Below are 20572 nucleotides of genomic sequence, written 5' to 3'. Positions count from 1 at the left end.
GATGCTGATGTGACAGGAGCTAATTGTATAGACCGGCACCGACGGGGTGGGAGGCCAGCACCGCCACCGGCCCACCCACCGACGGCCCCGGGATCGCCTCCGGCTGGAGGTCGCTCGCGGACAGCTTGGTGGGCAGGTCACGGCGCCGCTTCACGTTCAACTTCCGGTAGATGCGGGTGAGGTGCTGCTCGACCGTGCTCACCGTGACGTACAGCTTGGCGGCGATCTCCCGGTTGGTGTGGCCGTGCGCGGCGAGCATCGCCACCCGGCTCTCCGCCTCGGTCAGCGAGGCGGTGTCCTGCTGCGGCACGGGCTCGTGGACCGGCACGTCGAACTCGCCGTCCCCGTCCGCGTAGCCCGGGATCAGCTGACGGTACAGCGGCTCCGCGCCGGAGGCCTTGGCCACGTGCCAGGCCTTGCGCACCAGCATCCGGGCCCGGTTGACGTTGTCGAGCGAGCGGTACGCCCGGCCCAGCTCCGCCAGCGTGAGCGCCAGCTGCACCCGGTCGCCGCCGTCCTCCAGCAGCTCCGCCGCGTCGTGCAGGTGCTGGAGCCCGTGCCGCCCGCCGGTCGCCGAGCCGAGCACCCGCAGGGTGACCCCGCGCAGCTGCTCGGGGCTGCGGGCGAGCTGCTCCTCGGCCAGTTCGCGGGCCTTGTCGGCCCGGCCGAGCGCCAGCCAGGTCTCCGCCGCGTCCAGCCGCCACGGCACCAGCTCGGGGACGTCGCAGCCCCACTCCTCCATCAGCTGCCCGCAGCCGAGGAAGTCCTCCAGCGCCACGTGGTAGCGGCCCATCGCGAGGTTCCAGCGGCCCCGGGCACGGCGGTAGTGCAGGCCGGGCAGCGTCCGGTCGAAGGACTTGGGCATGGCCCAGCCGAGCAGGGTGCGCGCCTCCTCGTACCCGCCCATGCCGGTGTGCGCCTGGACCAGGGTGGCCAGCGGCAGGCAGGAGCCGAGGCCCCAGCTCTTCGGGCTCATCCGGGACAGCGCCCACTCGGCGTGCCGCCGCGCCGCGGGCAGGTCGCCCTGGCGCAGCGCGATCTCGGCCCGCACCGACATCAGCAGGGCCTGCCAGACCGGTGCGTGACGGTCCGCCGACTCGGTCAGCAGCCGCTCGCACCAGGGCTGGGCGAGGTCGAGGCGGTCCGTGTAGACCAGCGCCCACAGCGCGAAGACCAGCGGCTGGATGAAGCCGTCGTTGAGCTGGTAGCGCTGGAGCACCCGGGTCGCCTCGGACACCGCGTCGGCGCGCCGGCCCTGCGCGGACAGTGCCGCGGTGACCGCCCAGGCGGTGTGCCGGTGCGCGGTGTCCGCGGCGCCGGCGATGGCGTCGCCGGCGCCCGCCGGGGTCCGCAGGCCGTCCGGCATGCGCAGCGACGGGCTGAGCATGGCCAGCCAGTGCCGGGCGGTGGTGAGCGCGGTGCGCTCCTCGTCGCCGGACCAGTCGGGGTGCTGCTCCAGGGTGTCCAGCAGCCCGGCCGCCTTGCCCAGCCGGCCGGACCAGGCCAGGTAGGCGACCGTGACGACGAGGTCGCTGGTGGACAGCTGCCCGGCCGTCGCGTCCGCCTCCGCGGCCGTGCCCGGCAGGAGCTGCGCGACCTGCACGTCGACGTCCGCCGGATTGGCCCGCCAGGTCACCCCGGCCAGCTTCACCTTGAGCGAGGCACGCAGCTGGTCGTCCTGCGAGGACTCCTGGGCCAGGGCCAGGGCGTGCCGGGCGAACTCCGTGTCGCCGTCGGCGAGCGCGTACTCGGCCGCCTCCTGGAGCACCGGCACCGTCCACGCCGCGCCGGGCCCGCCCGCCGCCACCAGGTGGCGGGCCACCTCGGGCGCCGCGAAGCCGTACGCGTAGAACATCTCGGCGGCCCGGGTGCGCAGCGCGGTCACGGCCGCGGCGGGCATGGCGTCCAGGACCAGGGCGCCGGCCCGCGGGTCGCGGAAGGCGCCCTGGTGCAGCAGACCGCTGCGGGAGAGGTCAGCCGCCGCCTTCTCGACGGTCTTGCCGGGGATGTCGAGCAGCTGCGCCACGAACTTCGGGGTGCCGGCCTCGCCGAGCACCGCCATGCCCCGGGCGACGGCCGGAGCCTCGGGCCCGAGCCGGCGCAGGCAGTCGATGACGGCCTGGGCGTAGTGCTCGCCGCGTACGACGGACGGCGTGGACTCGCCGGCCTCGACCGCCGTCAGGTGGTCCTCGATCAGCCCCCGCAGCAGCAGCGGGCTGCCGCCGGTGAGGTCGTGGAACCCGGCCGCGTGCGCGGCCGCGGCCGCCGGCGGGAGGAACTCCTCCAGCAGTTCGGCGGTGCCGGCCGGCGACAGCAGCCTGATCCGCAGCCGGGTGCAGTGCGGCAGGTGTGCGAGCTCGGCGTGCAGGTTGCGCTGCTCGGGCCCGGGCCGGGCCGGCTCGCTGAGCACGACCAGGACGCGGGCGTGCCTGATCCGCCGGATCAGGTAGAGCAGGAAGCGCAGTGACGCCGGATCACTGGCGTGGACGTCGTCGACGGCGATGACGAGCGGCTGCTCCTTCGCCGTGCCGAGCAGCAGCGTGACCAGCTTCGGCATCGCCAGCATCTGCTCGTGGGCCTCGGGTTCGGCCCCGGCCTCGTCCAGCAGCCGGGTCGCCTCCGCACGGGCGGAGGAGGTCAGCGGCGCGCTCTCGAAGATCCGCCGCGCCAGGGCGAACGGCAGGGCGCTCTCGGCCGGGTCTCCCGTGCAGTCCAGCAGGACCGCCCCACCCGCCGGCGCCGTGTCGCCGAAGTCCGTCAGCAGCGCGGTCTTCCCGCTCGCCACCGGGCCGCTGAGCAGGGCCACGCGTCCCCGGCCCTGCCGCGCGCCGGCCAGGAGCTTCCCCAACAGCGCGAGTTGTTCTGTACGTTCCGATATTTGAGTGGCCAAATGTCTCACTCTCCCCCGAGAGTCCGGCCTCCGCCCGCCTGGCAGACCGTCCGGAATGCATTGTGGAACACCGCGCGAAGGCGGTCGTCGAGCTATGGATTCGGTGCCGCGCCGGTGGTCAGCCGAGACAGCCGGCCACGATCCGCACCACGTCGTCGGCGTGGTCGCCGAGGAAGAAGTGGCCGCCCGGAAAGGTGTGCAGGGCGAAGCCTCCGCTGGTGTGGTCCTGCCACGCCGCCGCCTCCGTCGCGGAGGTGCGCGGGTCGGCGTCGCCGGTGAGCACGGTGATCGGTGCGCGGGTGCTCGCGCCCGGCTCCGCCCGGTAGGTCTCCACCGCCGTGTAGTCGCCGCGGATCGCCGGCAGGGCCATCCGCATCAGTTCCTCGTCCGCCAGCAGGCGGGCGTCGGTGCCGCTCAGCAGCCGCATCTCCGCGATGACCCCGTCGTCGTCGCGGGTGTGCACGGACTCCTCGCGGTGCGTGGACGGCGCCCGCCGGCCGGAGGCTACGACGTGCAGCGGGCCGGTGTGGCCGTCCTGCTCCAGCCGCCTGGCCACCTCGAAGGCGAGCATCGCGCCGAAGCTGTGGCCGAACAGCACCAGCGGAAGGTCCAGGTGGCCCTTCAGCTCGGCCGCGATCGCGTCCGCCAGCTCACCGACGTCGGTGATGCAGGGTTCGGCCCGGCGGTCCTGTCGGCCCGGGTACTGGACGGCGATCACATCGGCACGCGGGGTTAGTGCCCGGGACATCGGGAAGTAGTACGAAGCGGATCCACCCGCGTGCGGGAGACACACCAACCGTGCCTCGGCGCCCTGAGTGGGGTGGAATCGGATCAGCCACGGGCTATTTGTTGTCTGTTCAATCATGCTTACACGCCGCCTTCAAGTCGTGCACGGTTCATGCATGGCCATCCGCCTGATTCGTGGAGATCCCCCGGTCATGGGGCTCGACAGTAGTCGAGACGCTACTAGGGGTCTCTGCTGTGGCATGTTAGACAGTGGGGGGAAAGTAGGGGGTACCCCTTACTTTTTGTGCTGTGCGTGACACGCGCCGATCTCGCTCCGTGTCGGAACTGCCCGGTCTGCACCGGTTCAATCGGTGCCGAATGACCCTGATGAGCCCCTGTCCCGACAGGCTCCGTCCAGCCGCTTTTTGTTGCAGGTTTAACGGAAAGTTCCATTCCGCTTGGTGTCCGCACCGCGGCACCCGACCCCCTCCCGCCCTCGTCGCCTGAGGTCCCCGCCCGATGGCGGTCCCGATCATGCCAATCGGGGCGGGTCGCGGGTGGCGGTGGTGCGGGAGTGACTCCGGTGGTCCCGCGAGGTGGATGGGCCGGATGGGGCCGGTGGGGCCCGCTGGTGACCGCGGGTGACCGGCATCGGCGTCCGGCTGTGGGGAAAGTCACCTCCCCCTGTGCGCGGCTCCCGGCGCGTCCCTGCGGCCGCCCGCACCCGGCCGGACCGGCGGCTTTCCCCTTCGCCGCCGGGCGGTGAGCGGACGTCGGCGCTGTCGTGCAGAGGTCGTGTGGCCTGGCGTCGGGGGTTCTGTCGAGGTTCGGTGGAGGTGGCCGGCCGCCGGCGTGGCGCGCGGTGCGGGCGGGTCGGCGGGGGGCGTCCGGCGGCGCCGGCGGAGGCGGGCGCGGGGAGCCGTGCGGGCGCCGCAGCCGGCGGAGGCGGGGCGTGCCGGACGGCCGCCGGGTGGTGCGCCCGGGTCGGCGGTCGGCGCTGGGCGGTGTTCTCGGTGCCGCCGTGCGGTGTGGTCCGGTGGGAGGGGGGCGGCGGCCCTGTCGCGGGTGCGCTCCCGGTGAACCGGGAACCGTCCGGTGCCCCGGCTCCGCGGCCGGGCCTGTCGGGCGCCGTCGCGGGGAGTGCCGCGCGGGCGCAATTCCCGGCCATCAAGTTGGCCGGAAACGATCACCGCATTCGGGAATTGCCGTTCTTCACGAAAACCGCGCCACCGGTTTGCGGAGAAGGGGTGGGGGCCACGGAACCCGCCGGGATTCCACCCGGCCGGGACCACTCCCGTCACCGGGGGCGCAATCGCGAGCCGGTCACCGCCCTCCGGGTAAACCGCCCTGGGCACTGTACCGTGATTTCGTCACGCTTGGTAACGGAATTCGCCGGGTGGCCTTCTTGTGCCGGCGGTGGATTCCGGCACGTGGGATCCGCTCTGACCGCCGCGGACCCGACAAGAATGTGCAGGACAGACGCGGGTCGGCGGGGTCCGCGGCAGGCCCGGGCCGGGCCGGCGGGCCGGCCTCGGCGGCGCGCCGGCCCGGCCCGGTGACCTGTGCGGAGCGTTACGACAGCTCGGCGCTGAGTCGGCGGGCCAGCGCGCGGGCGTGGTCGGCGGCGGCCGGTCCGCGGGCCGGATCGGCGGCCTCGGAGAGGAACACCAGCGCCAGCATCAGCGCGGCGTCCAGCCGGCAGACCAGCAGGCACGGGTCGTCCTCGTCCGGGACGGGGGCGAGGCTCGCGTAACCGGCGCGGACCGCCGCCAGGTCGATCCCGTTCTCCGGATGGCGGGCGTACTCGGCGAGCCGGCCGAACTCCACGGCCGGGGAGCCGAGCAGGGCGTTCGACCAGTCCAGCAGTGCGGTGGTCCGTCCCCGGTCGCGGCGGATGTTGGCGTCGCGGACGTCGAGGTGGAGCAGGCTGTCCTCGGTGAGGCCGGCCAGGTGCCGGGCGAACAGCGCGGCGTCCGGGGCCTCGGGCCAGCCCTCCGCGCGGCGGGCGATCCCGGCCCAGCGGCGGGCCATCCGGGCGGCGATCACCCCGGCCGTGCCGCCGCCCTCCGCGGCGACCGGCCGCAGCCGGGGCGGCGGCACCCGGTGCAGCCGGGCGAGCAGCCGCCCCAGGCCGTGCGGGTCGAGCGGGGACCCGTCGTCCGGGACGAAGTCGCTGAGCAGCACGTCCGGGGCGCCGGGGTCGTCGGCGAGGACCAGCTCCCGGGCCCGGGCGACCGGCAGGCCGTGCTCGGCCAGGTGCCGCAGGACGGCGTACTCCTGGACGAGCAGGGCCCGGGTGTCCACGTGCGGGTCGTTGGCGTTCGTGTCGAACCGGCGGTGCGCGAGCCGGACGGCGACCGGCCCGCCGTCCGGCCCCACGGCCCGGAAGACGGTGAACTCCAGCCCCTTGCCGACGAGTTCAAGGCCGCTCAGGCCGCGCTGCGCGACCAGCCCGTCCAGCGGGGCGAAACGCTCGTTCATGGGCATCCTCGGGAGTCCTGGGCCGGCCGGAGGGGCCCGACAGTGCTTGCTACCCCGGGAGCTGACCGCGCGTCAAGCCGGGACCGCCCCGACCAAGGACAGCATTGTCGGAGCCGCGCAGGCCCTCCGCCGCGAGCAGGGCGGCCAGCCCGTCCAGGCCCCGGTCGAGGGTGGCCGGGTCGACCTGGCTGACGGAGAGCCGGAGTCGGTGCTCCCCGCCCGCGCCCGGATAGAAGTGCGACATCGGGGTCCAGATCACCCCGTACTCGGAGGCCGAGCGCTCCAGCAGCGCGTCGTCCACCACGCACGGCACCGTGAGCACCAGGAAGAACCCGCCGCGCGGCTCGTTCCAGGTCACCCCGCCGCCGGGCGGGAAGCGCCGGGCCAGGCCCTCCAGCACCAGTGCGAGGTTGCGCCGGTAGAGCGCGGCCGCCCCGGTGTTGGCGGCCCGCAGGCTGTGGCCGTGCTCCAGCAGCGCGCCGCCGATCACGGCCTGGGCGATCGGCGAGGTGTTCACCGTGGTCATGCTCTTGACCATGCCGAGCAGGTCCGCGAACAGCGCGGTGCCGCCCCGGCCGTCCGCCACCAGCTGGTCCGCCACCACGTACCCGACCCGGGCGCCCGGCAGGGCGGTCTTGGCGAAGGAGCCGAGGTGCACCACCCGGCGTCCGGTGTCCAGCGCCTTGAGCGAGGGCAGCCGCTCGTCGCCCGCGAAGACGCCGTACGGGTTGTCCTCCAGCAGCAGGAAGTCCTCCTCGGCGGCCAACTCCAGCAGTTCCCGGCGCAGTTCCAGCGGCAGGCTGGCCCCGCTCGGGTTGGCCACGTCCGGCACCAGGTAGAGCGCCCGCGGGCGCAGCCCCTCGGCCCTCGCGGCGGCCAGCCGGCGGCGCAGGTCGGCGAGATCGACGCCGTCCGGGCCGTCGGCCACCGCCAGGACCGGGAGGTCGGCCAGCAGTGCCGCGCCGGTCAGCCCGACGTAGGTGGGGGAGACGGCCAGCACCACGTCCTCGGGGCCGCAGCGCAGCGCCCGCAGCACCAGGAACATCGCCTCCTGGCAGCCCACCGTCACCACGATCGACTCGGCGGGCACCGCGATGCCCTCGTCCACCGCGAGGTGGGCGGCGATCAGGTCGTGGATGATCCCCTTGGTCCGCCCGTACTGGAGCACCAGGCGCCGGGCCGCCTCCTCGGTGAGCCCGCGCTCGGTGCGCAGGTGCTCGACGTAGCGGTCCAGGTGGCGGTGGACGGCGGCCAGCTCGAAGTACTGCTCGGCCGGGCGGCCGGCCGCGAAGGAGACCGCCTCCGGGTAGCGGATGGAGATCTCGTTGAGCAGGTTCATCGAGGTCATCGCAGGATCGGCGAGGGACGGGTGCAGGCCGGTCAGCAGCAGGTCGTGCGGTGCGGCGGCGGTGGTCACGGGGTGCTCCAGGTGGGGCAGGCGAGGGTGGTGGTGCGCAGGTCGGCGGCGGCCCGCAGGCCGGCGCAGCCGGCGAGGCCGAGCGCGTGCCGCAGTTCGGCGGCGAGCAGGTCGAGGACCTCGGTGCAGCCCGCCTCGCCGCCGGCCGCCAGGCCCCAGATCAGCGGGCGGCCGAGCAGCACCCCGGACGCGCCGAGGGCCAGCGCGGTGAGCACGTCCGAGCCGCCGCGGATCCCGCTGTCCATCAGCACCTGGCAGTCCCGGCCGGCCAGTGCCTCGGCGACCGCGGGCAGGACCGTCAGCGCGGGCACCGCCCGGTCGAGCTGGCGGCCGCCGTGGTTGGAGACCACCACGGCGGCGGCGCCGAGCCCGGCGGCCCGTACGGCGTCCGCCGGGTCGAGCACGCCCTTGACCACCAGCGGCAGGTCGGTCCGGTCGCGCAGCCATTCCAGGTCGGCCCAGGTGACGCCGGGGGAGAGCAGTTCGGCGGTGTGGGCGGCCACCGCCGAGACGGCGGCGGTGGACCGGTGCGCCCGCCCGGCGGCGCCTCCCTCCAGCAGCACGGCGCGGACGTCCTCGGGCAGCGCGAAGGCGTTCCTGGCGTCGCGCAGCCGGCGGCCCATGTACGGCACGTCGGCGGTGACCACCAGGGCCTCGCTGCCGGCCTCCTCGGCGGCCCCGACCAGGTCGAGCAGCCGGCCGCGGTCGCGCAGCCAGTACAGCTGGAACCAGAGCGTGGCCCCGGTCTTCGCCAGTTCCCCGAAGCCGACGCTGCTGAGCGTGCCGACGGTGAACGGCACGCCCGCGGCGGCCGCGGCGCGGGCCGAGGCCAGCTCGCCCTCGGGGTGGAACAGCCGGTGGTAGGCGACGGGCGCCACCGCCACCGGCAGGGCGGCCCGGCTGCGCACCAGGGTGGCGGCGGTGTCCCTGGTGGTGACGTCGGCAAGCACCCGGGGCACCAGGGCCACCCGGTCGAAGGCGGTCCGGTTGGCGGCGAGGGTCAGTTCGCGCTCGGCGCCGCCCTCCAGCCACTCCCAGACCTCGGGTGCGAGGACGGCCCTGGCGCGCTCGGCGTACTCCGCGACGCACAGTGCCGGGCGTCCGTCGGGCGGGCTGTCCGGGCTGTCCGGGCCGGTCGGAGTGGCCGGGGCGGCCGGTGGAACGCTGCGGACGGACGCGCTCATCCGGCCACTTCGCTGGCGTTGCGCTGGAGTTCCACGGCCTCGTAGAGGGCGCGGATGTTGTTGCTGCCGAAGTTGCGGGCCCGGATGCGCTCGATCACCTCGAAGAAGAAGGTGTTCCGCGGGTGCCGGGAGCGGGTGAAGATCTGGAACAGCTGGCCGTCGTGGTCCTGGTCGACCAGCAGACTCAGCTCGCGCAGCCGGTCGGTGGAGTGCCGCAGCGGGGTCAGCCGGCCGGGCAGCGCGTCGTAGTAGGTCTGCGGGGTGTGCAGGAACGGTACGCCGCGCTCGGCCATGGTGGAGACCGAGTGCACCGCGTCCCCGGCGGCGAAGGCGACGTGCTGCACCCCGGCGCCGCCGTGGCCGGCCAGGAAGGAGGCGATCTGACCGCCCGCGTCCGCGCCGAGCGGCTCGATCAGGGTGAGCGTGACGCTGTGGTCGGCGCTCTGCACGACCGCCGAGTCCATGCCGAGCGCGCCGACCTCGACCCGCTCCTCGAAGATCGTCCGGAAGCCGAAGACCTCGCGGTAGCGGCGCTCGGTGGAGCGCAGTTCGCCGAACGGGACCAGGACCGCGAAGTGGTCGACGGAGCGCAGGCCGACCTCGCCGGCGCCGGTCAGCGGGGCCGGGTCCGGCAGGCCGGGGATGCGGCCGGCGCAGACCCCGGGGCCGCGCTCGATCAGGGTGTGCACGACGTCGCCGAACGCGTCGACCACGGCGGTGACGCAGCCGTCCTCGGCCTGCGGCGGGCGCAGCGCGGCGGCGCCGCGGTCGGTCAGGGTCCGGAACGCCCCGGCGGCGTCCGGCACCCGCAGGCCGAGGGCGGCCACGCCGTCGCCGTGCCGCTCCAGGTAGTCGGTGGCCGGGTGGCCGGCCGCCAGCGGCTGGGTGACCAGCAGCCGGATGCCGGCCTGGCCGACCAGCGCGGAGAGGCAGCGCTCGGCGGGCCCGCCGCGCTCGGTGGGCGGGACGAGCAGCTCGAAGCCGTACTCCGCGGTCAGCCGGGTGGTCTCGGCGGTGACGTCGGCGACGTGGAACTCGACGTGGTCCAGCTCGACGGGGATCGGGGTGGCGGGGATCGGGTTGGCGGGGGGAGAGGAACGGTCGGTCATCTGAGGAGCTCTCTCGTGAGGAGACGGGAGGGGCTGAGGGTGTTCAGGTGAACGGGAGGGTGTGCGGGCGGGACGGGGACGTGAGGGCGGGCCGGGCGGGCCGGAGCCGGTTCAGCTGGGCTGGAGGTCCCTGGCGTCCTTCGGCTCGGCCTGGTCCCCGGGCCCGGCGCCGGCGCCGGCCGCGGCCTCCGGGGGCTCCGTCGGGGCCTCCGGCTTGCCGATCAGGTGGACGGCGGCGAGCAGCGCGCCGGCCACCATCACGCCCAGCACCACCCGGAAGTCCAGGGCGGCCACCAGGGCGGAGCCGACGCCGACGGCCAGCGCCTGCGGCGCGGTGAGCGAGAGGTTGACGGCCGCCTGGGCGCGCCCCATCAACCGCGGCGGGGTGGACGCCTGGGCGGCGGTGGCGAGCCCGACCAGGGCGGCCGGGATGCCCGCGCCCGCGATCACCAGGCCGGCCGACACCGCGTACAGCGACGGGGCGAGCAGCAGGACGGTCCCGAGGCCGAACACCGCCGACCCCGCCATGACCGTCCGGCGCGGCCCGAGCCGGCCGATCAGCAGTCCGCCGGCCACCGAACCGCCCAGCGCGCCGACGGCCTCGGTGGTCTCCAGCACGCCGAGGAACTGCGGTGAGCGGTGCAGTCCGTGCTGGGTCAGCGCGAACAGCACCGGCTGGAGCAGGCTCAGCGCGAAACCGGCGGCGGCGGTGGCCACCACCAGCGGGCGCAGGCCCACCGAGCCGCGCAGGTGGACGAAGCCGGCCAGCACCTCGGTCCGCCACCGCAGGCCCGAGGGCTCCGGTTCGGCCTCCTCCACCCGCAGGGTGAGGAAGCTCAGGGCCGCCAGCAGCAGCACGCCGAGGTCGGCCACCGCGACCACGTGCCCGCCGAACCAGCCGTAGAGCCCGGATCCGAGCAGCGGCGCCACCAGGGTGGTGCCGGCCCGGGCGCTCTGGGTCAGCCCGGCCGCCGCCCCGAAATCCTGACGTTCCGTCAGAATGCCGCGCAGCAGCGCACTCTGCGCCGGGGCCAGGACGGCCCCGGCCAGACCGCAGACCGTGGCGGTGCCGTAGATGATCCAGACCGTGCCCGGGCCGTCGACCAGCAGCAGCGGCAGCAGCGACACCGCCACCGCCAGGTTCACCCCGACCAGCAGCGGCTTGCGGCGGACCCGGTCGGCGAGCAGACCGCCCAGCGGAAGCAGCAGCAGGGGCGCGGAGAAGCAGAACAGCACCAGGCCGGCGGCGGAGTTGCTGCCGGTCAGCACCTTGGCCCAGATGCCGAGGGCGATGGAGAGGGCGCTGTCGCCGAGGACGGACAGAGTCTGCCCGACGAGGTAGCGCCGGAACTCCGGGCGGGCCAACAGCGGGTGCATGGCGGTTCCTTCGCTGCGCCGACGGCGCTTCGGGGTGTGCGGGGGTGCTCGGAGCGCCGGGGCACTCGGGGTGCTCGGGGCGCCGGACGGTCAGGGCGCGGCGGGGTGGGCCGGGGCGAGCGGCGCGACGGCCGCGAAGCCCTCGATCACCGCGTCGTTGGCGTCCTTCTCGCCGACGGCGATCCGGACGCCCTGGCCGGGGTAGTAGCGGACGGCCACGCCCAGGCGCTCCAGCTCGGCGCGCAGCGGGGCGTGGTCGCCGGGGGCGTCCACCCACAGGAAGTTGGTGACGCTGGGCGCCACCGTCCAGCCGAGCCGCAGCAGTTCGGCCCCGGTGCGCTCCCGCTCCGCGGCGATGGCGGCGATCCGCCGCTCCACCTCGTCCCGGGCGGCGACGGCGGCGAGCAGGCCCGCCTCCTGGAGCCGGTTCACCGCGTACGGCACCTGGTGCTCCCGCACCCGCCGGGCCACGGACTCCGCCGCCAGCGCGTAGCCGATCCGCAGCGCGGCGATCCCGTGCGACTTGGACAGGGTGCGCAGCACCACCAGGTTCGGCCACTCGGCGATCCTGGCCGGCACGTCCGGGGCCTCCCAGCCCAGGGCGAAGTCGACGTACGCCTCGTCAAGCAGGATCAGCGCGGTGGCCGGCACCCGGCGGAAGAAGTCCGTCAGCTCGGCCCAGGAGTAGACCGTGCCGGTCGGGTTGTGCGGGTTGCACAGCACGACGATCCGGGTGCGCCCGTCCGTCCGCCCGGCCATCGCCGCCAGGTCGTGCCTGGCGTCGGGGCCGAGCGGGACCGGCCGGGCCTCGGCCCTGGTGATCCCGCAGAACAGCGGGTACGCGTCGAAGCAGGGCGCCGAGTGCACCACGTTGTCGCCGGGCTCGACCACGGTGTGGAAGAGGTCCAGCGCCACGCCCGCCGAGCCGTGGCCGACCACGACCTGCCCGGCCGGGACGCCCTGCCAGTCGGCGACGATCCCGGCGATCCGCTCCGGACGGAAGTCCGGGTAGCGGTGCAGGTCGGCGGTGGCCTCGGCGAGGGCGGCCGGCACCGAGGGCGGCGGCGGGTACGGGTGCTCGTTCTGCGCCAGCAGGTGTCTGGCGGCGGAGGCGGCGGCCATCAGTCGGCCTGGAGGACGTAGAGCCAGGAGGACGGGGTGGCCAGCGCCTCGACGCGCTCGATCCGCAGACCGGCGTCGGTGAACAGCGTCTCGTAGGTGTCCTTGGTGTGCAGCGGGACGCCCATCATCGCGTGCGCCAGCTCGAAGCCGACCGAGAAGACCGGCTGGGCGCCCTCGGAGGTGCCCGGGTCGCGCAGCATGGTGTCGCCGAGGACGAAGGTGCGGGCCTTCGGGAACGCCTCCCGCATCCGGGTGAAGATCGAGGAGCGGGTGGTCGGGTCGGCCAGCAGGTCGTGCAGCAGGAAGAAGCTCATCACGGTGTCGACCTCGGCCACCTCGGCGGCCTCGGCGTCGTTGTCGATCTGGGTGCCGAGCAGGCCCAGCACGTCCGCGCGGACGGCGGTGACCCGGTCCAGCATCCCGGCCTCGGCGATGTCGCGGCGGGCGATGTCGGTGGCCGGGCGGCTGATGTCGATGCCCAGGCCCCGGGTGCCAGGGCGCTGCGAGACCACCCGGCGCACCCGGGCGGAGGTGCCCGAGCCCAGGTCGGCGATGGTGCGGAAGTCGATGCCGCTCAGCACGTCGGTCAGCTGCGCGGCGAACATCGACTGGTCGCACTGGGCCGAGCCGAGGGCGACCATCGCCTCGTCGCGGAGGACGTCCTCGCCGTAGCGGTGGGTGCCGGTGCTCAGGTGGCCGGCCCGGCCGAACACGTCGTGGTAGCCGCCGACGGCCCAGGTGAAGTACCCGCGCGCGGCGGCGATCTCCGTCCCCGCCTCGGTGGGCAGGTAGGTGTCGCCGTCGGCCTTGAGGTAGCCGTAGTCGGTGGCGGCGCGCAGTACGGCCTCGGTGCGGGCGGTGTCACCGGTGCCGGCGGTGGCCTCGGCGGCGGAGAGCGGCTCGCCGCGGCCGATCCGCTCCAGCAGGCCGATCCGGTCCAGGGCGAAGATCACGTTCGCGGCGATGAAGCCGTTGTAGGCGTCGGTCGAGGTGATCGGCGCCGGGGTGATGCCGCGCCAGGTGTCGGGGATGGCCGCAGTGGTCATGGTGGGGTCCGTTTCTCCGTGGGCGGGCCGGGTGCGGCCCGCGTGGTGTGCGCAGGGTCGGTCGCCTGCGGTCGGTGGGAGCGGGGAGCGGGGAGCGGGGAGCGGGGAGTGGCGAGCGGGTGGGACGGGTGGGGCGGAGGGGTCAGGGCGTCAGGCGGGCGGCGAGCACCGGGCCGATGACGGCGAGCGCCTCGGAGCCGGTCATCGCGCCGTGGGTGCTCGGCACCTCGTGGATGTCGAGCCGGCCGCCCAGGTGCGGGCGCCAGCTCTCGGGGTCGGGGGCGTCGGCCGGCCGGTCCTTGGCAGCGGTGAAGAACACCGCGCCGCCGTCGTAGCCGGGCAGCGGGAGCGTGTGGGACAGCTCGGCGTTGGCCTGGAAGACGGCGACCACCCGGGCCACCCCGGCGCCGCTGAGACCGGCGAGCGGGCCCTCGCCGTCCCGGACGAGCGCCGCGTAGCCGTCCTCGTCCGCGGGCCAGGCGGCGGTCTCCCCGGCCGGGTGGCCGAGCGAGTCGAGGATCACCGCGAGCTGCGCCGGGTCGTCCCGCCACCGCTCGGGCCCCGGCTCGCCGGTGCCCGGGTAGGCGTCCAGCAGGGCCAGCAGCCGTACCTCCTCGCCCTGTTCGCGCAGCAGTGCCGCGATCGCGTGGGCGACGGTCCCGCCGAAGGACCAGCCGAGCAGGGCGTACGGGCCCTCGGGGCGGACGGCGCGGATCTGCGCGAGGTGGGTCCTGGCCAGCTCCTCCACCGAGGCCGGGCGGGCGGCCGGATCGGCCAGGCCGGGGGCCTGGAGGCCGTAGATCGGCTGCTCGGCGTCGAGGTGGCGCAGCAGCCCGGTGTACACCCAGCTGATGCCGGCGGCCGGGTGGACGCAGAACAGCGGCGGGCGCGAGCCCCGGGTGCGGATCGGCAGCAGGACGGGGAAGCTCTCGGCGGCCGGTCCCAGGGCGAGCCGCTCGGCCAGCAGGGCGACGGTCGGTGCCTCGAACAGCGCGCGGACGCCGATCCCCTCGCCCTCGCCGAGCAGTTCGCGCAGGCCCGCGACCAGCCGGCCGGCCAGCAGCGAGTGCCCGCCCAGCTCGAAGAAGTTGTCGTCCACGCCGACCCTGTCCAGCCCGAGGACGTCGGCGAACAGGCCGCAGAGCAGTTCCTCCCGGGGCGTGGCGGGCATCCGGCCGGAGCCGGGCCAGGCGGTGTCGGGGGCGGGCAGGGCGGTGCGGTCGACCTTGCCGTTGGCGGTCAGCGGCAGGGCGTCGAGGGCGACGACGGCGGAGGGGACCATGTAGTCGGGCAGGGTCCCGCCGACGTGGCGGCGCAGGGCGGCCGGGTCGAGCGTCCGGCCGGGGCGGGGGACGGCGTAGGCGACGAGCCGGCGGTCGCCGGGGCGGTCCTCGCGGACCAGCGCGAACGCCTGTGCCAGGTCGGGGTGCCGGGCGAGTACGGCCTCGATCTCGCCGGGTTCGATCCGGAAGCCCCGGACCTTGACCTGGTGGTCGGTGCGGCCGAGGTAGTCCAGCACGCCGTCGGCGGTCCGGCGGGCGAGGTCCCCGGTGCGGTACATCCGGCTGCCGGGGGCCCCGTACGGGTCGGCGGTGAAGCGCTCGGCGGTGAGGCCGGGGCGGCCGAGGTAGCCGCGGGCGAGGCCGGCGCCGGCGATGTACAGCTCGCCGACCACCCCGGCGGGGACCGGCTGGAGGCCCGGATCGAGCACGTACAGACGGGTGTCGGCCACGGGACGGCCCATCGGCGGGGTGGTCCGGCCGTGCAGCGGGCCGCTCATGCTGGCGCACACGGTGGACTCGGTGGGGCCGTAGGCGTTGACCATCCGCACCCGGGCCGACCACTGCCCGACCAGGTCGGGCGGGCAGGCCTCGCCGGCCACCACCAGGGTGGTGCCCAGGGGCAGCGCGTCCGGGGGCAGCACGGCGAGGGCGGTGGGCGGCAGGGTGAGGTGGGTGACGCCCTGGTCGGCGATCAGCTCCACCAGGGCGGGGCCGGGCAGGAGCCGGTCGGCGTCGGCGAGGACGGCGCGGGCGCCGGTGAGCAGGGCCATGCCCAGCTCCCAGACGGCCGCGTCGAAGGACGGCGAGGCGAACAGCAGCACCCGGCTGTCCGGGGTGACGGCCAGGCCCTCGCGCTGGCTCTCCACCATGCTCGCGAGGCCGGAGTGGGTGACCAGCACGCCCTTGGGACGGCCGGTGGACCCCGAGGTGTGGATGACGTACGCGGCCGAGTCCGGGGTGATCGCGGTTCCGGTGAGGTCGTGCGCCGGGTGGCCGGAGGCGTCCAGGTCCTCGATCAGCAGCCGGGGGACGGTGCTGCCGGCCGGCAGGCAGCCGGTCAGCGCCCTGCTGGTGAGGACGAGCGCGGGCCGGGCGTCGTCCAGCATGTGGGCGAGCCGGTCGGCCGGGTACCGCGGGTCCAACGGCTGGAAGACCGCGCCGGCCTTGAGCACCGCGAGCTGGGCGACGATCAGCTCGATCGAGCGCTCCAGGGCGATCGCGACGAACCGCTCGGGGCCCGCGCCGTGCTCGACCAGCAGCCGGGCGAAGCGGTTGGCGCGCTCGTTCAGCTCGCCGTAACCGACCTGCTCGGAGCCGAAGGAGAGCGCGACGGCCTCCGGGCGGGCGGCGGCCCGCGCCTCGAACAGCGCCGGGAAGGTGGCGGGCGCGACCGGCCGGGCGGTGTCGTTCCACCCGTCGACCAGCTGCTCCCGCTCCTCGGGCGCCAGCACCTCCACCAGGCCCACCCGCTGGTCCGGATCGGCCAGCACCGCGCGCAGGGCGCGCTCGAAGCGGGCGGCCGTCGCCTCGGCGGTGGCCCGGTCGAACAGGTCGACGGCGTACTCCAGCGTCAGGCCCAGCCCGGCGGGCGCGCCGGCCGCGTCGAAGCTCTCGCCGAACGCGAAGGTCAGGTCGAACTTGGCGAGGCCGGAGTCCGGTTGCTCGACCCGGCCGGGCAGACCGCTGAGGCTGATCTCCCCGGCGTCGCCGCCCGAGGTCAGCATCACCTGGCAGAGCGGGTGCCGGGCGGTCGAGCGCACCGGGTTGAGCAGCTCGACCAGCCGCTCGAAGGGCACGTCCTGGTGCGCGAAGGCGTCCAGGGTGGCGACCCGGACGCGCTCCACCAGCTCCCGGAAGGTCGGGTCGCCGCTGGTGTCGGTGCGCAGCACCAGGGTGTTGACGAAGAAGCCGACCAGGTCGTCCAGCGCCTCGTCGGTGCGGCCGGCCACCACGGTGCCGATCGGCAGGTCGGTGCCCGCGCCGAGCCGGCCCAGGGTGGTGGCCAGGGCGGCCTGCATCACCATGAACACGCTGGCGCGGCTCCGCTGCGCCAACTCGACGAGCGCGGTGTGGAGTCCGGCGTCCATCCGGAGTTCCACGGTGGCGCCCCGGCGGCTCGGGGCGGCGGGGCGGCGGTGGTCGAAGGGGAGTGCCAGCTCCTCCGGGAGGTCGGCCAGGGCCTGCTGCCAGTAGGCGAGTTGGCCGGTCAGCAGCTCGCTCGGCCGTTCGTCGGTGCCGAGCAGCCGGTGCTGCCAGAGGGCGTAGTCGGCGTACTGCACCGGCAGCGGTGGCCAGTCGGGGGCGGTGCCGGCGCGGCGGGCCTGGTACGCGGCGGCGAGGTCGCGCAGCAGCGGGGCGACGGACCAGCCGTCGGTGGCGATGTGGTGCGTCAGGACCAGCAGGACGTGCTCGTCGCCCGGCAGGGAGAACAGGGTGGCGCGCACCGGCAGGTCGCGGGCGAGGTCGAAGACCTCCGCGCAGGCCTCGGCCAGGGCCGCCCCGAGTTCCTCCTCGCCGGCCACCGGCGCGGTGCGCAGCGGGAGTTCGGGGTGCTCCAGGAGCAGCTGGTGCGGCTGCCCGTCGGTGGTCGGGTAGACGGTGCGCAGCACCTCGTGGCGGTCGAGCACGTCCGTCAGCGCCGCCTGGAGGGCGGTGGTGTCGATCCGGCCGGCGAGCCGCAGGGCGCACGGGGTGTTGTAGAGCGGACTCGGGCCCTCGAACTGGTCGATGAACCAGAGGCGTTGCTGTGCGGGGGAGAGCGGGACGCGGGCGGGCCGCCCGGTGGGCCGCAGGGCCGGGCGGGCGGTGCCGGGGGTGGGCAGCGCGGCGGCCAGCGCGGCCACGCTGGGGGCGTCGAACAGGGTCCGGACGGGCAGTTCGGTGCCGAGCGCGGTGCGGATGCGGCTGACCAGCTTGGTGGCGAGCAGCGAGTGGCCGCCCAGGTCGAAGAAGCTGTCGTCGATCCCGACCCCGGCCGACCCGAGGACGTCGGCGAAGAGTTCGCAGAGCACGCGCTCGGTGTCGGTGCGCGGGGCCCGGCGCTCGGCCGTCCCGGTGTAGTCGGGGGCGGGCAGGGTGCGGCGGTCGACCTTGCCGTTGGCGGTGACCGGCAGGGCGTCGAGGACGACCACGGCGGCCGGGAGCATGTAGCCGGGCAGGCTGTCGGCGACGGCGGCGCGCAGTTCGCCGGGCGTGGCCTTGCCGGTGGCGTACACCACGAGGCGCTTGTCGCCCGGCTGGTCCTCGCGGACCATCGCGAAGGCCTGGCCGACGGTGGGCAGGGCGGTGAACGCGGCCTCCACCTCGCCGAGTTCGATCCGGAAGCCGCGGATCTTGACCTGGTCGTCGGCGCGGCCGAGGAACTCCAGCACGCCGTCGGCGGTCCAGCGGGCGAGGTCTCCGGTGCGGTACATCCTGCCGCCGCTCTCGCCGAACGGGCAGGCGACGAAGCGTTCGGCGGTCAGGTCGGGGCGGCCGACGTAGCCGCGGGCCAGGCCGGCTCCGGCGATGTACAGCTCGCCCGCGACGCCGGCCGGCACCGGGCGCAGCCCGGCGTCCAGCACGTACAGCCTGGTGTTGGCCAGCGGTCGGCCGATCGGCACCACGGCGGGGACGGGATCGTTCGCGCCCATGGTGAAGGTGGTCTTGATGGCGGTGGTCTCGGTCGGCGCGTAGACCGCGAGCACGGAGGTGTCCGGGCAGGCCCGCAGGAGCCGGCGGACGGACTCCGGCGGCACGACGTCGCCGCCGGTCCACACCTGCCGGACCCGCCGGAAGGCGGCCGGGTTCTCGTCGGCCATCAGCCGCAGCAGCCCGGACGGGGCCTGGACCAGGGTCACCTCGTGGGCGGTGATGGTCCCGGCGAGGCGGCGGATGTCCAGTTCGCCGGGCTCGGCGAGGACGATCGCCCCGCCGGTGACCAGCGGCGCCCAGATCTCGGTGGTGGAGGCGTCGAAGGCGGTGGGCGAGTGGAGCAGCACGCGTTCGTGGTGGCCGGCCCTGAAGTGCGGGTTGCCCAGCAGGTCCACCACGTTGCGGTGGGTGACGGCGACGCCCTTGGGCACGCCGGTCGAGCCCGAGGTGTACATCACGTAGACCAGCTGGCCGGGCAGCACCGGTGTGGCGGGGTTGCCCGCCGCCGGGGCCCCGGCGAGCAGCGCCTCGGTGACCTCGACGGTGTCGAAGCCCTCGGTGGCGAGCACCGGATGCCCCTGGTGGGCCCGGTCGGTGAGCATGAGGGCGGTACGGGTGTCGGCGAGGATGTGCCGCAGCCGGTCCAGCGGGTAGCGGTCGTCCAGCGGGACGTAGGTGCCCCCCGCCTTGGCGATCGCCAGGACGGCGGTGAGCAGGGCGGCGGAGCGTTCCGTCAGCACCGCGACCGGCTGTTCGGTGGTCAGGCCGCGCTCCAGCAGCAGTGCGGCGAGCCGGTTGGCGCGGTCGTTCAGTTCGGCGTAGTCGAGCCGTTCGGTGTCGGAGACGACGGCCGGTGCGTCGGGGGTTGCGGCGGCCTGGGCCTCGAACAGCCGGGGCAGGCTCTGCTCGGTGACGGGCGCCACCGGTCCCTGCCAGCCGGTGAGCAGCTGTTCGCGCTCGGCCGGGTCGAGGATGTCGATGGCGCCGATCGGCGCGTCCGGGGCGGCCACGGCGGCGCGCAGGACCCGCAGCAGCCGCTCGCCGAGGGCGGTCGCGGTGGCGTGGTCGAACAGGTCGGCCGCGTAGTCGACGGCGGCGCGCACCCCGAGGCAGCTGCCGTCGGCGGCGAGGCGTTCGACGAAGTTGAAGTTGAGGTCGAACTGGGCCTGGGCCTCGCCGACTTCGAGCGGGGTGCCGACCGCGGCGCCGAAGGCGAGGTCGCCGGCCTGTTCCGCGTTCAGGGTGACGACGGTCTGGAAGAGGGGGTGGCGGGCGGGGGTGCGGGTGGGGTTGAGGTGTTCGACGAGGCGTTCGAAGGGGATGTCCTGGTGGTCGTAGGCGTCCAGGTCGGTGCGGCGGATCCGGTCGAGGAGTTGGTGGAAGGTGGGGTCGCCGCTGGTGTCGGTGCGTAGGGGGAGGGTGTTGACGAAGAAGCCGACGAGGTCGTCGAGGGCTTCGTCGGTGCGGCCGGCGACGGGGGTGCCGAGGGGGAGGTCGGTGCCGGCGCCGAGGCGGGTGTAGAGGGTGGCGACGGCGGCCTGGAGGGCCATGAACAGGCTGGCGTTCCGTGCTGTCGCCAACGTGGTGAGCGCGCCGTGCAGTCCGGCGTCGATCCCGAAGTCGGCGGCGCCGCCGCGGCGGCTCGGCAGGGCCGGGCGCGGGCGGTCGTACGGGAGCGCCAGCTCCTCCGGTAGGCCGGACAACTCATGCTGCCAGTAGGCAAGTTGGGTGGAGACAACGCTCTCCGGGTCGTCCTCCTCGCCGAGCAGTTCGCGCTGCCAGAGGGTGTAGTCGGCGTACTGCACGGGCAGCGGTTCCCACTGCGGCGCGGTGCCGGCGGATCGGGCCCGGTAGGCCTCGGCGAGGTCGCGGAACAGCGGGGTGACCGACCAGCCGTCGCTGGCGATGTGGTGGGTGAGCAGCAGCAGGACGTGCTCGTCCGGTGCGGGCAGGGCGTACAGCCAGGCCCGGACCGGGAGGTCGGCGGCGAGGTCGAAGACCTGCCCGGCCGCCTCGCGCAGCAGCCGGGGCAGCTCGGCCTCGTCGGCCACCGGCACCCGGTGCAGCGGCGGGCGGCCCTCGGCGAGGATGTGCTGGTGGGGCCGGCCGTCGGTGGTCGGGAAGACGGTGCGCAGCACCTCGTGCCGGTCCACCACGTCCCCCAGTGCGCCTTCGAGGGCGGCGGCGTCGAGCGCACCGGTCAGCCGGAGGGCGAACGGGGTGTTGTAGAGGGCGCTCGGGCCCTCGAACTGCTCGATGAACCAGAGCCGCTGCTGGGCGAACGACAACGGGATCAAGGTCTGC

General features: G+C 75.0%; 10 protein-coding genes. All 10 read right to left on the bottom strand.

Translation table 11 applies throughout. The features are described 5' to 3' along the window. Positions 1–19 precede the first annotated feature (19 nt). Positions 20–2899, bottom strand: a complete 2880-nt coding sequence (locus ACIQOW_RS17140; protein ID WP_401085248.1) for an AAA family ATPase — start codon at positions 2897–2899, stop codon at positions 20–22. A gap of 109 nt (positions 2900–3008) precedes the next feature. Next, positions 3009–3755 (bottom strand): thioesterase II family protein, encoded by a 747-nt coding sequence (locus tag ACIQOW_RS17135; RefSeq protein ID WP_401085245.1) that lies wholly within the window; start codon positions 3753–3755, stop codon positions 3009–3011. Positions 3756–5188: 1433 nt separating this feature from the next. Further along, the gene (locus ACIQOW_RS17130) at positions 5189–6097 is read right to left on the bottom strand and encodes a phosphotransferase family protein (protein WP_401085243.1); all 909 of its coding nucleotides are present in this window, start codon (positions 6095–6097) and stop codon (positions 5189–5191) included. Between the two features lie 49 nt (positions 6098–6146). Beyond that, positions 6147–7445 carry an aminotransferase class I/II-fold pyridoxal phosphate-dependent enzyme gene (locus ACIQOW_RS17125; RefSeq protein WP_401085311.1) on the bottom strand — a complete coding sequence of 433 codons (1299 nt, stop codon included), beginning with the start codon at positions 7443–7445 and terminating at the stop codon, positions 6147–6149. A 65-nt stretch (positions 7446–7510) separates the two neighbouring features. Next, a complete protein-coding gene (locus ACIQOW_RS17120) occupies positions 7511–8698 on the bottom strand; it encodes an alpha-hydroxy acid oxidase (RefSeq protein WP_401085240.1) in 1188 nt (395 codons plus the stop codon). Continuing rightward, complete coding sequence (hppD, locus tag ACIQOW_RS17115) at positions 8695–9807, bottom strand: 4-hydroxyphenylpyruvate dioxygenase (protein ID WP_401085237.1); 1113 nt, start codon at positions 9805–9807, stop codon at positions 8695–8697. The genes ACIQOW_RS17120 and hppD overlap by 4 nt, the downstream gene beginning before the upstream one ends. 111 nt (positions 9808–9918) lie before the next feature. Continuing rightward, positions 9919–11184: an MFS transporter gene (locus ACIQOW_RS17110; protein WP_401085234.1), complete on the bottom strand. Its 1266-nt coding sequence runs from the start codon at positions 11182–11184 to the stop codon at positions 9919–9921. A 90-nt stretch (positions 11185–11274) separates the two neighbouring features. Then, entirely contained in the window at positions 11275–12306 is a 1032-nt protein-coding gene (locus ACIQOW_RS17105; protein ID WP_401085231.1) for a pyridoxal phosphate-dependent aminotransferase, read from the bottom strand. Further along, positions 12306–13352, bottom strand: coding sequence for an SAM-dependent methyltransferase (locus ACIQOW_RS17100; protein ID WP_401085229.1), 1047 nt, complete (start codon positions 13350–13352; stop codon positions 12306–12308). The genes ACIQOW_RS17105 and ACIQOW_RS17100 overlap by 1 nt, the downstream gene beginning before the upstream one ends. Positions 13353–13494: 142 nt before the next feature. Continuing rightward, positions 13495–20565, bottom strand: a complete 7071-nt coding sequence (locus ACIQOW_RS17095; RefSeq protein WP_401085226.1) for an amino acid adenylation domain-containing protein — start codon at positions 20563–20565, stop codon at positions 13495–13497. Positions 20566–20572: the final 7 nt, after the last annotated feature.

Source organism: Kitasatospora sp. NPDC091335 (genome assembly GCF_044757205.1).
Taxonomy (GTDB): domain Bacteria; phylum Actinomycetota; class Actinomycetes; order Streptomycetales; family Streptomycetaceae; genus Kitasatospora.
This window is presented reverse-complemented; position numbering and strand designations above follow the sequence as displayed.

What these genes read in the sequence shown, in the direction of transcription:
- ACIQOW_RS17135 (WP_401085245.1), bottom strand. Translation starts at nt 3,755, where the DNA reads ATGATTGAACAGACAACAAATAGCCCGTGGCTGATCCGATTCCACCCC.
- ACIQOW_RS17130 (WP_401085243.1), bottom strand. Translation starts at nt 6,097, where the DNA reads ATGAACGAGCGTTTCGCCCCGCTGGACGGGCTGGTCGCGCAGCGCGGC.
- ACIQOW_RS17125 (WP_401085311.1), bottom strand. Translation starts at nt 7,445, where the DNA reads ATGACCTCGATGAACCTGCTCAACGAGATCTCCATCCGCTACCCGGAG.
- ACIQOW_RS17120 (WP_401085240.1), bottom strand. Translation starts at nt 8,698, where the DNA reads ATGAGCGCGTCCGTCCGCAGCGTTCCACCGGCCGCCCCGGCCACTCCG.
- hppD (WP_401085237.1), bottom strand. Translation starts at nt 9,807, where the DNA reads ATGACCGACCGTTCCTCTCCCCCCGCCAACCCGATCCCCGCCACCCCG.
- ACIQOW_RS17110 (WP_401085234.1), bottom strand. Translation starts at nt 11,184, where the DNA reads ATGCACCCGCTGTTGGCCCGCCCGGAGTTCCGGCGCTACCTCGTCGGG.
- ACIQOW_RS17105 (WP_401085231.1), bottom strand. Translation starts at nt 12,306, where the DNA reads ATGGCCGCCGCCTCCGCCGCCAGACACCTGCTGGCGCAGAACGAGCAC.
- ACIQOW_RS17100 (WP_401085229.1), bottom strand. Translation starts at nt 13,352, where the DNA reads ATGACCACTGCGGCCATCCCCGACACCTGGCGCGGCATCACCCCGGCG.